The organism is Desmonostoc vinosum, from assembly GCF_059505385.1.
The window spans coordinates 1-13,128 of record NZ_JCACKM010000176.1 but is presented as its reverse complement, the minus strand read 5'-3'; the positions used below and the strand labels follow the sequence as shown (position 1 = coordinate 13,128).

Here is a 13,128-nt window from a genome sequence, read left to right as displayed (position 1 = left end):
TGTCTCACCGCGTCTCCCTATCTCCGCGTCAGCCCAATCATAAGTCTTTAAACGGGCATGATAAGCTAATAGTCATTCAAATTGCATCCCCGCGTCTCCCCTTAAGCGCGTCCTCCGAAGTTTGCTCAACGGGGGGAACCCCCGCACGCAACTTCTCTCCGCGTCTTTCTGAGGCAAAGGATTATGCAAGTTAAAGGCAGATTAGCTTATCACCCGGCAATGGGTTGAGTCAGCACCAATAACCCCTCTTTATATGCCTGTCGTAAAGCAACAGCCTCGGCTACGATATGCTGAGCGCTCAATCCTTCTTCATCCATCATTCGTTGTAAGGTAGTCCCCGTCTGTTCGGAAGCTTCATGAATTGGCGGAATTTGACAGTATCTACCACCATTTTTGAGTCGTCGCCAAATACTGGGTTTTTCGGGTTTTGATTGTCTAGCAGTACGGTATTTTTTAGTTAGGGAACGTACAGCTTCTTGAGTGATTACACTTAAATCAAGCAGTGTATCTATTACTTGCTGATACTTCTTGTCATTTTCGGCTAGTTGATAGATAGTTCTAGGCTCAAGCTGTGCCAAGTCTTGGGGTGAAAACTTCCCAAATGCTGCTGCAATTTTGAGATATTTCTTTTCCTCGCCTTTCCAACCTTGATTATACAGTAATTTTTTATACTCTTTCGTTGAAAGCTGCTGTTTTTGCTCAGCCAACCAAAAAGCATGATGCAAAATCGTTTTAGTTGCATCTGCAAGTGTTTGGAAAGAAAAATTTCCTGCACTAATGCTCTTAGTTGCATCAGCTTTTTCTTCAACATATTGCTCAAACTGGGCTACAATTGCACCTTGCATTGATGTCATCATAAAGTATTGACCCTTTGTAAAAGGCGATGTCTAGCGACAAGAAGCAGAACTTCTACGCACTCTCAAGCAGCAGAGTTTTACTATCTCAAGAGTGATAACCAAGGCTAAAAGTTTTTTCACTAGAACAATTGTACTACTATCTTGAAAAGAAGAAACCTTAAACATACCCAAATTTGGAGCATACAAAGTAAATTTTTATACATACATTTCTTAAATTCTTGTAGAACAAGCTCTTTATACCAGTTCTCTAAAATCTGGCAACACATTCAAACCCCTCCCCACTCTTTATGAATCGTCCTCGGATTATCCAGCCTAATCAAAGCTATACTTTCAGCAAATATTTTGAACTCCCGTTTTCTCCAGAGGATATTCTTGCTGAACTTGGCTATGACTACGAGCGTGAACGGTTACAGTTACCAACAACAGAATACCCCGCTCAAATACAAGAATTACAACGAGTGATTGAACGCAACCTCAGAAGAGTTAAGCTGCTGAGTGAAGATGCACGCAAACAGGCAATTATTGCGCCCATACTACTAGAAGTGTGTGAAGTTACACAAACTCAATTAAATATTGAGTACGCTATCAATATTAGCGACCAGCTAAAAGGCAGCTTGGATTACTATATTAATAAAGGTGAAGGACTATTAGTCATTGAAGCTAAACAAGCGGATTTAAGTAGAGGATTTACACAGTTAGCAGTTGAATTGATTGCACTTGCTCAATGGGTAAATTTGGATAAACCGATTCTTTACGGAGTAGTAACAACTGGTGAAGATTGGCGATTTGCTAGATATAATCGTCAAGCCAAAAAAATTACTGAAGACCTAAAACTATATAGAGTACCAGAAGAACTACTAGAACTATTTAATATTTTAATTAGTATCTTAAATCAATGAAGAATGCTGAGTACTCTTTTTCTTACTCAGCACTCAGCAGTTGTACAGACGCGATTAACCGCGTCTCTACTCAGCACTCTAGGTAATGATCGTAACCTTACCTGTATCTAAATCGTAACGACCCCCAACAATTTTCAATTTACCAGACTGTATTTGCTTAGTTAAGAGTTGCGATCGCTTTAATTGCTCAATTTGATATTGCACATTGGCAACTACAGCATTCTCAACTGCATCACCAGACTGATTTTTAACCCTTTTCACAGCTGGTTTAATTGCCTTGACAAAACTACCAAGATCACCAAACAGTGATTCTTTGAGTACAGTTGCAGTTACAGCTCCGCATCGCTCATGTCCCAGCACCATCAATAATGGCGTATTTAACAAAATGACTGCATACTCAACACTACCAACCGCTCCTGGGATAGCCACGTTCCCAGCAACCCGTACATCAAAGATATCACCGATGCCTTGATCAAAAACAATTTCTGCGGGCACTCTAGAATCTGCACAACTTAAAATCGTTGCGAATGGATGTTGAGCTTGAGCAACTTCTTGCAACCGAACCGCAGATTGATCTGGGTATTGGGGTTTATGCTCAACAAAGCGTTGATTTCCCTGTATCAGCTTTTGCAATGCGGCATCGGGACTGAGAGATTGTGGAGTTTTTGATTGTATTTCCTCAGCTTGAGCTTGTTCAACCCGCCAAACTAAATCGCTAGCAGACACCACCATCCCGAATGCTCCCGTGATTCCTAATTTCAAGAAATCACGACGTTCCATGAAATGCTTGTTTAAATTCATGATCCTCTTACAACGACGCTATGCATTTTACAGAACGTATCTCCATCACATCGGAGATATAACAAGTACCGCCAAACTTGTTGAGCAATGGTCTGAGGTTTTCGACAGCAGGCTTGAGTTGTTCTGGCATACAGAACGCGATGACGTAGGCATTATCAAGCCATGTCATGTCTAAATCTTCTGCCATGCCTTGTAATCCTCTGCCAGCCACATTGCGAATGACAATGTGACCATGTACACCTGACTTGTCTAAACTATCTAAAATTTTGCCTAGCTCAAACGAGTTGGCGATAATTTCTATCTTTTTGACTAAGTGCATAAAATTACCTCCAAAACAGGTTAATTCCGTACAGATACAACGGAATTCCCACAATAATATTGAATGGAAACGTCACTGCAAGAGCTGTAGAAACGTACAGACTAGGATTTGCTTCTGGAACAGTTAACCGCATAGCAGCTGGGACAGCTATGTAGGAAGCGCTGGCAGACAACACAGCAAACAACAGTGAATCTCCTTGAGGCATACCAATCAACTTGGCAATCAACAATCCAAGGCCCGCATTGAGTATTGGAATTAGTATGGCAAATGAAATGAGGAAAAATCCGGTTTTTTGCAAGTCTTTAATTCTTCTGGCGGCAACTAGTCCCATATCCAGCAGAAAGAACGTCAGAACACCATAAAACAAACCTTGAGTGAAGGGTTCTAAGACCTGCCAACCGTGTTCTCCTGTTAATACACCTATTAAAAGACTACCAACCAAGAGAAAGACTGAACTGTTAAGAAATGCTTCTTGCAAAACCTCCGGCCAAGAAAAGTCCCGTTTGCCATCGTCGGTAAATAGATTTACCAAGATCAGGCCAACAATGATGGCAGGAGATTCCATCAGGGCTAGGGCTGCCACCATATAACCATCAAAACTAATGCCAAGCTGACTAAGAAAAGCACTAGCGGTGATGAAAGTAACCGCACTGATAGAGCCGTAGGTTGCTGCGATCGCCGCAGCATCATAAGTATCCAGTTTCAGTCTTAAAATGAAAAAGGTGTAAATTGGTACGAAACAAGCCATGAGCATCGCTGCTAGGAGCGTCAGCACAACTTCCTGAGTCACTCCACTTTTGACCAGTTCTACTCCCCCTTTAAAACCAATCGCAAACAACAGATACAGCGAAAAGAGTTTGGGCACTGGTGCAGGAATTTCTAGATCTGACTTGACCAAAACAGCAATCATACCCAGAAAGAAAAACAGGATGGGTGGATTCAGGATGTTGGATATAATCAAGCTGACATCCATCTCCACTCCTCCTGATACTTTTGAGATTGACGATTACGGAAATTTTTCATCTTAAAAAATTTAGCGGTTGAATCATGATGTATCGTGTATCGCTACCCCATGTCAATTGGGTGACATAGATTGAGACTAATTTTTTGCATAAGTTTTTATGAGGTTATCTAAGTGTGTAGTTTTGAGAACAAGTTACAGTTAAACAGCAATTTGAACTATAATCTCAGACCTCTCGTGCAAGCAGACGAGCCTTTTCTTTGGCAAATGCTTTATGAAGCAGCTCACATGGCAGAAGAAGGCCAATTGACAGTGCAGGATGCGATGTATCATCCTGATTTGGCAAAATACGTTCAAAATTGGGGACATCAACCAGATGATCTGGGCTTTATTGCTAGCTTAATCAGCAGCAATCAACCAGTGGGGGCCGCATGGCTGCGTTTACTAACAAGCGAAAATCGAGGATATGGTTATATTAATGATCTAACTCCTGAACTAGCGATCGCAGTTCTGCCAAAATATAGAAATCAAGGTATAGGAACACAATTACTACATCATTTATTGACAACCGCTAAGGCAACTTATCCATCGGTTTCACTGAGTATTAGAAGCTCAAATCCAGCCTTGCATTTATATAAAAAATTAGGCTGGAAAGTCGTTGACGGTAGCGAGACGATTAACAGAGTTGGTGGCGTATCTTTTAAAATGAAACTAGATTTTGATTAGTTAAATATTTAATCTGCAAATCGCTATACTTGTGATCTAAATTTACCGACTTAAGCCAAGTGTCTTTTGAGTTTTGGGGAAACCAACCATGTTAGAGTACAACTTGCCGAGGTACTTACCTTCTGCCGAAGAATTACCAGATTCTGATGAGACACCTGTGGATAACGAGCTACAAGAATTGATACCAGGCTTACTAAAAGCAATATTACTAATATTGTGGGCAGAACGCATGGATTGGTTCTTCGGGGTAGATATGGGTATTTATTATCACCCCGATCATCCGGCGATTGTTCCAGATGGGTTTTTGAGCTTAGGAGTAGAGCGGTTTTATGATGAAGAACTTCGCCCCAGCTATGTACTATGGGATGAAAATGTTGTACCTATTTTGACACTAGAAGTAGTTTCCCAAAATTATCGTAAAGAATACAGCACCAAACTGGATGATTATGCAGCAATGGGTGTACTCTATTATGTAATTTATTCTTCTCGTCGTCGCCGCAAACCTCGTTTAGAAGTGCATAAATTAATTAATGGTAAGTATCAATTACAAGACGGAAATCCTGTTTGGCTACCAGAAATTGGCTTAGGAATTGGTTGTGAAAGAGGCAACTATTGCGGAGTAACACGAGAATGGATGTATTGGTATAACCAACAAGGACAACGGTATCCCACACCAGCAGAACAAATTAAGGAAGTAGAACAACGCGCTCAACTTGCAGAACAACGCGCTCAACAGCTAGCAGAACAATTAAAAGCGCTAGGGGTAAATCCAGATAATTTGAGTTAATACTAATTCTTGATAGAGATACACTTTTGATGCATCTCTACATGTTGATTTTGTTTCCTAATTTTGAGTCGTACCTGAAATCGCTGTATTTCTTCCCTGTTCCCTGTTCCTTTACCTAAATAGATAATTTATTTTGCACGACTACTTATGACATTCCTAATTCCACCTCTATTGCCCACAGTATCATTTTTGTAACGAGGGATGATATGAACACTAGTATGCATAATATTTTGACCAGCTTCTCTATTAATATTCATTCCTACATTAAAGCCATCAGGTGCAAATTCAGTTTTGAGAATTTGTTGGATTTTATTCGCCATCAACCAACACGCAGATTGTTCTTTAAATGGTAAATCGAAATAATTACTAACATGGCGTTTGGGAATCACTAAAACATGTCCTTTACTTAAAGGATAACCATCGAATATAGCATAGGCAGTTGCTGATTCAGTTAATAATTTTAAATGTCTATGAGGATTACAGAATATACATTTATTAGGTGAATTGCGCTGGTGATTATAATGGGTATATTCATAAAATTCTCGATGTTCATCTAGGTGAATTGAAGAAAAAGGCAGTTTAACAACACATTGATATGTAGGCTTTTTGTGTATATAATGTTCTCTAAATCCTTCTCTTTTAATATCTCTTCTAACAGCAAAATAAGCTTTGCCTCCTGGTTTTAATAAGTGTGATACTTCCATAATTACATGAGCTTGTTCTTCAGGAAATAAAACATTTAAAACATAAGAGCAAATGATTGTATCAAATTTTTCATGAGGATATTGAGGAAAATAATAGGGGTCATAGCCTGTAATATCACAACCTTTGTGGTGTAATACTTTCACATCATGACCAAAACCACAACCAAAATCTAATATTTTGCCTTGCAGTCGATTTTGATTTAATAAAAACTGTGCAGGAAATGACAGGTGAGTTCTTTCAATTGCTGTGAGATGACTGAATTGATTTTTTTGCTGTTTCATGAAACTTTAGTGCTGATATCTCCCCAATAGAAATTAGGGAGATGGGGGACTAATTATTATTCCCCTTTATGCGATCGCATCAGGGTCAACACCTAATTCACGTAACTTAGCTGCCAGTGTATCAGCACGTTGGCGTTCTTGTTCGGCACGTTGGCGTTCTTGTTCGGCACGTTGACGTTCTTGTTCGGCACGTTGACGTTCTTGTTCTGCTTGTTCATTGCTCCACAACAGCAAATTCCCCTCTTGATCCCACCACCGCAGCCAATTCATGGTTTGACATAGTCTTTCACCTGGCCAAATTCCCAAAAATAACTCTAATTCAGGAATCCAGAAACGCCCATTTGCATCTGCTGGTTGTAAAACATATTTTCCATTTTGCCAGCACCGGACTTCTATACTTGGTTCGTAGGGGTCGTAGGTGACGTAAGTTGGAATTTGGAGAATCCGTTCGTAAAAATAGAGCTTACCATAAGGTGGAGTTGAACGAATTGATAGCTCTCCACCCTCAGTATCTGACAGAAATTCCATCACAGTAGCAACAGGAGTGCCTTCTAAATTTGGCGTGTAACTACGCCGAATGACATTAACTCCTACAGCCTGCACTTGAGGCACGTAAAACCAATCAGGTGCTTTGACAACTATTTTTTTGTTAACTGTCGCTACTAATCCAAAATTAGAGCCAATGAGCATTTGGGGTTGGATGCGTTCTGCGGCTCCCAAAGCATCGGTAAGTGCCGCAGCCAGAGGTGGTTGCTGAATATTTTCCACTGGGTCGTCAGGTAAAATGAAATCGGCGGGAAGTGCTTCCCAACTAACAGTTGGTTCTTTTTGGATGGGATCTACTTTTAGAACCATAAAACTACTCTATGTGGATTTTTGATCTAAACGAGTGGCTTGTTCTAGCGCTGCTTTTTCTTTGGCTCTTTTAGCATAAGGCTGTAATTGGGCGCGATCGCAACCAGTTAAAATACTTAAATTTTCTAAAGTCATCCCTCGCATTAACATTTCTACTCGCCAAGTATGTTGTGCTTGAGCGATTATCGGTTTTTGTCCTTGCGGGGTTAACATTCCTTGTGTCCATGCTTGCCAATGTTCTGCAAGTTGCAATTCGGATATGGGTTTGCCTGTTTCATCCAAAAACATCGCTGGGTAACTATCTTTACGATTTTTTAGCCATTTGATTAAAGGATTGTTGGTATAGGAGCCATAGCGCTTACCCATAATCCATTGATTGACAGATACTTGGCGAACATATCCTGGAGTAGTGATTTGCAAAAAGTGCCCTTGATGATCGTAGACTTGGTGCGATCGCTGCAAGTTGACCATTTCTGTAGGAGATAGTCCTGCACCAAATAATACGTATGCTAAAGCAAAATCTTGTACTCCCAAGTTCTTAGCTTGTCGGAAAATTTCGTGAACTAAACTAGCTGGCAAGTCAGCTACAACCACAACACCATTGATTAAGCTGTCTGTTGTTGATTCTGCCACAGGTGACATCGCCCCGTGTAAAAACAACTCTACCAAATTCTCTAGAAAATCATCCCGATCTTCCCAAAGTTCATGAAATTCACTCGTAAACTCAATTACGGCATAACCCAAAAGCATTCCATTGAGCAAGCTGGCTAATTTTTCTGCCGGTAGATAGGTATTTAACTGTCCCTGCTGGATGATACTGCCTAAATATTGTGCTACGTAACGATTTGCCTCTGTTAATCCTCTTCCTAACGCACGGCGATTTTCTGCCGGAAATTGGTCGGCTTCACCTACCACAGACCTGACAAACTCTGGCACTCGTTCCAATGCAAGCAAGCTGTCGCTTGCATAATCTTTCAGAGCTTGATAAATATCCCCAGAAGGAGTTGCCCGCAGTACAAGAGATTCACCCAGATTTTTGAATGCTGCTGATTCTTCCAACACAGCCAGAAGCAGTCCATGCTTATTGCCAAAATTCCGAAACAGCGTCACCTCATTAACTTCTGCTTTTTCGGCTATTTGACGGGTTGTAGTGGCACTGACTCCCTGAGCAGTAAATAACTCTAATGCTGCTTGAATCAGGCGTTGACGAGTCGAAAGCGATGAAGATGTCATACAAAAATGCAAGTGCTACTTGCATAAAAATTCAAGAATTGCTAACATATCGAATGTAAGTGATACTTGCTCTACTGTAGCGAATTACAGCACAGAGGTGGTCAATTCTTAGTGGAGTTGCACCCTACAAACAGCAAATCGCTTCATTATCCATCAACAAAAATTTTTTATGACCGCAAAGTATTTGGCGATCGCTTCTGAGCGAGGAAATTCACCACGACTCAGATGGATAAATGTGGTATTTTTTGCTACATTTCATGCTCTAGCCCTACTGGCTCCTTGGTTTTTCTCCTGGTCAGCATTAGGTTTAGCGGTGTTTCTCCACTGGTTGTGTGGGAGTATCGGTATTTGTTTGGGATACCACCGACTGCTGAGCCATCGGAGTTTTCAAGTACCTAAATGGTTGGAATATGCGATCGCGGTTATTGGAGCGTTAGCTCTCCAAGGAGGGCCAATTTTTTGGGTTGGTGGGCATCGCCAGCATCACGCCCACACCGAGGACATTGAACTAGATCCTTACTCAGCTGAGCGGGGATTTTGGTGGAGTCATATGATGTGGATTTTCTACCCACGTCCTGAGTTTTTTGATTATGAAATCTATCAAAAATATGCGCCTGATCTGGCACGACAACCTTTCTATCGCTGGTTAGATCGTTACTTCTTGTTGTTACAAATTCCTCTGGGACTGCTGCTATATGTCTTAGGGGGGTGGTCTTTTGTCATCTATGGCATATTTGTGAAGTCAGTCTTACTGTGGCATTCGACTTGGTTTGTGAATTCTGCATCACACCTTTGGGGCTACCGCACCTATGAAGCTAATGATGGGGCACGTAATTTGTGGTGGGTATCTTTAGTGACTTATGGGGAAGGGTGGCACAACAACCATCATACCTATCCCCATGTAGCCAAGTCTGGTTTTCATTGGTGGGAAATTGACGCTACTTGGTGGAGTATTAAAGTATTAAAAACGCTGGGTTTAGCAAAAAAAGTAGTGTTACCTCCGCAAAATGCAACTCAACGATAGATTGAAAGAGGAAGTTGTCTTCAAGTAGACAACTTCCTCTTTTTCAGGGTATGAATACAGTTGTTTGACCAGGATTGATAATCGTAATTACACCTGCCCACGTACACATTAATTTAGATGTATTATTCAGCGCTGGGCTTCTGGCAATCAGAACGGTAATCGAGCCAGGTGTCCATGGGGCGGGGATTACAGGTACACAAGGCATAGGAGTCAATACGCCAGATGCTGCTGCGGTAGCAGACGCAACTGATGGATTTGCTAGAGACGAACACATGCCAAAAGGCTTGATATTAACCATTGGTTTGTTATCTAAAATATTAGCATCTGGCGTGCGAGTGTTTACTCGGTTGATTGGCAGAACTGTTAGCAAACTTGGTGCCACACCAAAACTACACTTGAGCGTTGCGCCAGAACATACTTGCAGAGCCATAGTTTATTACCTCCACAAATTAATATACGATTTTCTAAACACTGTAGCGTAGCATTTATCAGGTTGTGTTGCAAAAATCTACAGAGCTTAGGCAGTATCACAGATTTTTAGCTTGCGTCTATTAAATAATTCGTAATTCGTAATGACGCGACGCTCCTGTGTCGCTAACGCTGACGCTCGTACCTCGCTACCGCTTCGCTAACGCTATCGCGGACTCGCTACCGCTGCGCTAACGTAATTAAGTTTTGTAACGGGGATTTAGTGCAAAGTCAGATCGGAGGAAACCTCCGATCTGACGGCAGTTGTTCATGGGGGAAACCACGCCACTTGCGCGGCTGCCGGGAAACCCGAAGGGCGCAGTGGCTCCCCAAGATCACACTGCCTCAACTTTGTAAGACCCCAATACAAAACTTGCCGATTATAGAACCGGGGGACTTAAACCCACGGAACTAGTTAAGTTAGATTATGCTTTTATGCTACACCATTAACTATAATTAGTATCTGCAACAAATCAGAGCGATCGCCCACATCAACGCCATCATCTTCAAAGCGTAATAGCTTAATACTTACCCAGCAATTTTAACAAAATTATCAAAAACGTGCTTTGGTGTTATTTTGCTTATCTATTGTTCCGCAGCAGGTTTGTGAATAAATCATTAGCGATCGCTGTACCCAGTAAAATTAATCCACAACCCAATACCATTGACAAAGTTATTGGTTCTCCCAAAACTATTGCACCCCAAAGCATAGCAAACATCGGCACTAAATAAGCAACTGTTAAAGCTCTGGTTGAGCCAACTTTGGCGATCAAGCGAAAGTAGATAATATAGGCTAATGCGGTTGAAAGCAGAGCCAGCGCGATTATAGCTAAAATAATTTTTGGTGTTGGCGTAGTACTTGGTACTGTAAAAGGTATCGCTGGTAAAAGAAAAATCGCTGCACTAAACAAAGAGCCTGTGGTTACAACCAAAGAAGGAACTCCCGCTAGTTGTTGCTTAGTATAAGGGGCGGCGATCGCATACATCAATGCTGCCAGCAATCCAGCACCCACTGCCATGATAAAAGCTGGTGTTGCTGCAAAGGTTTTCCATCCCACTAAAACCAAAACTCCAGCAAATCCCAATGCAAACCCGATTATTCGGCTAATGGTGAGATTTTCTTGCAACCAAACAAAAGCAACAACACCACCAAATAAAGGTGTAGTTGCGTTCAAAATTGAGGTAAACCCAGCAGGTAAAGACAAAGATGCAACCGCCAGCAAAAAAAATGGAATTGCTGAGTTAATGCAACCAAGAACGCACAAAGATAGCCAATGACGACGCATCTCACCCAAAAGATCCAATCGAACTAGCAAAGGCAGAAGTACCAAACTTGCAAGGAGAACACGGATTTCAGCTAGCCAAACCGGGCCTAGCACAGGTGATGCCATCCTCAGAAATAAAAAAGAACCGCCCCACAGCGCAGCTAGTAATAACAGTTCTGCAACATTTAAAATCTTCATCAAACAGCTGTCTCCACATCACGCATCAGGTTACTAGCTTCCCAGTCGAGAATCACCGTTTTGCGCTCTCTTCCCCAACGATAGCCACCCAACTCTCCAGATTCTCGAATTACACGATGACATGGAATGAAATATGCAACTGGATTTTTACCCACAGCGTTACCGACTGCTCTCACAGCTGTGGGACGACCAATAATGTTGGCTACATTTTGATATGTAGTCATACTTCCAAATGGTACTTTAAGAAGCGCACGCCAAACTTGAACTTGAAAATTAGTACCCTTAACCAACAGCGTTATAGATTGATTATTACTAAGGGCGTTGGGATGAGAAATTTGGTGACTAATGTTTTGAGTTGCTTGTTGATCACGAATAATTTTTGCCTTCTGCCATTGGAGATGAAGAACTTTTTCAGCATTTTGTTCATCTATCACATCCAGAAAATACAGGTTACAGATCCCACGAGGGGTTGTGGCGATGAGAGATTTACCAAAAGGAGTGTCATGAATTCCATAGCGAATTTCTAAACCCACTCCTTGTGTTTTAAATTCACCAGGAGACATCGCCTCTACCTTCACAAACAGATCATGTAAACGTCCCGGACTAGATAGACCAACATCTATACTTAAATCTAAAAGGCTTTTGGTTTGGGTAATCTTTGATTTTGCGTATTCAACAGTCAGGTATTGTAGAAAACGCTTTGGGCTAATACCTGCCCACTTTGTAAACAATCGTTGAAAGTGATATTCACTCAGATGTACATGTTCAGCTATGGTTGCTAGGTCAGGCTGACTCAAGTAATTTTGTCGCATAAACAAAATTGCTTGGGCAATTCGCTCATAATCTTCACTGTTATGGGAAGTTGGGTTTGTCGGAGAGTTCATACTGATAATGGTAAATCTGGTTTGTATGCATTTACTGTAACGATCGCCCAGACTCAAAACCACCCGTTTCTTGCGGTCAAAAACAGCAAAGGGGCAGCACTTCGACTTCGCTCAGTCACCGATTTTCGACTTCGCTCAGTCACCGAGGGAGAACTCGCATACATAATACAGGTTACTAAAATTACTTTTAAAACATCATCTTAAAATAGCGATCGCTAATTTTTGGTTAAATACTCTGATTTAAAATATAAAAGTTTGAATCACAATTTTTCTGCTATACTCTACTTTCACCACACAATATCAACGCTACAAAAAAGACCTCTTCGTTTAACTATAACTTTTTAAAACTAGCGTCATGAAAAGATTGATACTTGCTCCCATTATGGTTTCTTTGCTCATCAGCATAGCAGGCTTGATAGCTATTGCTCAGAGTCCCAGAAACTATTTGCAGATGGGTATAAAATCGTCACAACTGTCTGCTAGATTAGACAAACCTCATGCTGTGAAAGTTGCTCAAACTCCCAGAGAAATTGGTGATAAAAAAGCTCTCAATTTAGTCTGGAAACTGCCACAAGTGCAACGCAAAGCCAGAGAAATTCAACGACTTTCTAGGGGAACTATCAAGGTGGCTGCAATTGTTGATAGTTCTCCCACCCCTAGCGAACCTTACTACAAAGTACGAGTTTATGAAGATGAACCAGACCACAATACAACGATTTATTGGTTTCGCGTATTGAATCCCAGTGGTGTGATTGAAGTCCTAGATATTTTGGAGAACAAATACATCTCCTTGGAAGAGTGGAAGGAGCAATTAAATAATTCGTAATTCGTAATGACGCGACGCTCCTGTGTCGCTCTAAGCGAA

The 13,128-nt window shown here is 41.3% G+C and carries 15 protein-coding genes; 5 read left to right on the top strand and 10 right to left on the bottom strand.

All coding sequences use genetic code 11. The features are described 5' to 3' along the window. Window positions 1–209: 209 nt before the first annotated feature. A complete protein-coding gene (locus tag AC5JMF_RS23120) occupies window positions 210–857 on the bottom strand; it encodes a hypothetical protein (RefSeq protein ID WP_495798046.1) in 648 nt (215 codons plus the stop codon). Window positions 858–1,144: 287 nt separating this feature from the next. On the opposite strand from AC5JMF_RS23120, the gene AC5JMF_RS23115 reads away from it, so the two are divergent. Further along, a complete protein-coding gene (locus AC5JMF_RS23115) occupies window positions 1,145–1,756 on the top strand; it encodes a hypothetical protein (RefSeq protein ID WP_495798045.1) in 612 nt (203 codons plus the stop codon). 78 nt (window positions 1,757–1,834) lie between these two features. Here AC5JMF_RS23115 and AC5JMF_RS23110 read toward each other — a convergent pair whose 3' ends face one another. Genes AC5JMF_RS23110 through AC5JMF_RS23100 form a run of 3 tightly spaced genes read right to left on the bottom strand, consistent with a single transcriptional unit; the run spans window position 1,835 to window position 3,849 of the window. Continuing rightward, window positions 1,835–2,557, bottom strand: coding sequence for a carbonic anhydrase (locus AC5JMF_RS23110; protein WP_495798044.1), 723 nt, complete (start codon window positions 2,555–2,557; stop codon window positions 1,835–1,837). A 7-nt stretch (window positions 2,558–2,564) separates the two neighbouring features. Further along, window positions 2,565–2,876 (bottom strand): P-II family nitrogen regulator, encoded by a 312-nt coding sequence (locus AC5JMF_RS23105; RefSeq protein ID WP_495798043.1) that lies wholly within the window; start codon window positions 2,874–2,876, stop codon window positions 2,565–2,567. A 4-nt stretch (window positions 2,877–2,880) separates the two neighbouring features. Next, complete coding sequence (locus AC5JMF_RS23100; RefSeq protein WP_495798042.1) at window positions 2,881–3,849, bottom strand: sodium-dependent bicarbonate transport family permease; 969 nt, start codon at window positions 3,847–3,849, stop codon at window positions 2,881–2,883. Between the two features lie 162 nt (window positions 3,850–4,011). On the opposite strand from AC5JMF_RS23100, the gene AC5JMF_RS23095 reads away from it, so the two are divergent. Together AC5JMF_RS23095 and AC5JMF_RS23090 are read left to right on the top strand one after the other, a co-directional pair. Further along, window positions 4,012–4,563, top strand: a complete 552-nt coding sequence (locus AC5JMF_RS23095) for a GNAT family N-acetyltransferase (RefSeq protein WP_495798041.1) — start codon at window positions 4,012–4,014, stop codon at window positions 4,561–4,563. A gap of 88 nt (window positions 4,564–4,651) precedes the next feature. Then, on the top strand, window positions 4,652–5,350 hold the full coding sequence (locus AC5JMF_RS23090) for a Uma2 family endonuclease (protein WP_495798040.1): 699 nt from the start codon (window positions 4,652–4,654) through the stop codon (window positions 5,348–5,350). A 128-nt stretch (window positions 5,351–5,478) separates the two neighbouring features. On the opposite strand, the gene AC5JMF_RS23085 is transcribed toward AC5JMF_RS23090, so the two are convergent. The 3 genes from AC5JMF_RS23085 to AC5JMF_RS23075 form a co-directional block, all read right to left on the bottom strand. Then, window positions 5,479–6,336: an HIT family protein gene (locus AC5JMF_RS23085; protein WP_495798039.1), complete on the bottom strand. Its 858-nt coding sequence runs from the start codon at window positions 6,334–6,336 to the stop codon at window positions 5,479–5,481. A 66-nt stretch (window positions 6,337–6,402) separates the two neighbouring features. After that, window positions 6,403–7,191 carry a Uma2 family endonuclease gene (locus tag AC5JMF_RS23080; RefSeq protein WP_495798038.1) on the bottom strand — a complete coding sequence of 263 codons (789 nt, stop codon included), beginning with the start codon at window positions 7,189–7,191 and terminating at the stop codon, window positions 6,403–6,405. Between the two features lie 9 nt (window positions 7,192–7,200). Beyond that, window positions 7,201–8,424: a TetR/AcrR family transcriptional regulator gene (locus AC5JMF_RS23075; protein WP_495798037.1), complete on the bottom strand. Its 1,224-nt coding sequence runs from the start codon at window positions 8,422–8,424 to the stop codon at window positions 7,201–7,203. Window positions 8,425–8,593: 169 nt separating this feature from the next. Between AC5JMF_RS23075 and AC5JMF_RS23070 the strand changes: the two genes are divergently transcribed. Next, the gene (locus tag AC5JMF_RS23070) at window positions 8,594–9,448 is read left to right on the top strand and encodes an acyl-CoA desaturase (protein WP_495798036.1); all 855 of its coding nucleotides are present in this window, start codon (window positions 8,594–8,596) and stop codon (window positions 9,446–9,448) included. 43 nt (window positions 9,449–9,491) lie between these two features. On the opposite strand, the gene AC5JMF_RS23065 is transcribed toward AC5JMF_RS23070, so the two are convergent. From AC5JMF_RS23065 to AC5JMF_RS23055, 3 genes are all read right to left on the bottom strand, one after another. After that, window positions 9,492–9,878, bottom strand: a complete 387-nt coding sequence (locus tag AC5JMF_RS23065) for a DUF4280 domain-containing protein (RefSeq protein ID WP_495798035.1) — start codon at window positions 9,876–9,878, stop codon at window positions 9,492–9,494. A gap of 619 nt (window positions 9,879–10,497) precedes the next feature. Beyond that, entirely contained in the window at window positions 10,498–11,379 is an 882-nt protein-coding gene (locus tag AC5JMF_RS23060; protein ID WP_495798034.1) for a DMT family transporter, read from the bottom strand. Then, on the bottom strand, window positions 11,379–12,263 hold the full coding sequence (locus tag AC5JMF_RS23055; RefSeq protein ID WP_495798033.1) for a methylated-DNA--[protein]-cysteine S-methyltransferase: 885 nt from the start codon (window positions 12,261–12,263) through the stop codon (window positions 11,379–11,381). The genes AC5JMF_RS23060 and AC5JMF_RS23055 overlap by 1 nt, the downstream gene beginning before the upstream one ends. A 355-nt stretch (window positions 12,264–12,618) precedes the next feature. On the opposite strand from AC5JMF_RS23055, the gene AC5JMF_RS23050 reads away from it, so the two are divergent. After that, window positions 12,619–13,089, top strand: coding sequence for a hypothetical protein (locus AC5JMF_RS23050; protein WP_495798032.1), 471 nt, complete (start codon window positions 12,619–12,621; stop codon window positions 13,087–13,089). The last annotated feature ends 39 nt before the right edge of the window (window positions 13,090–13,128 follow it).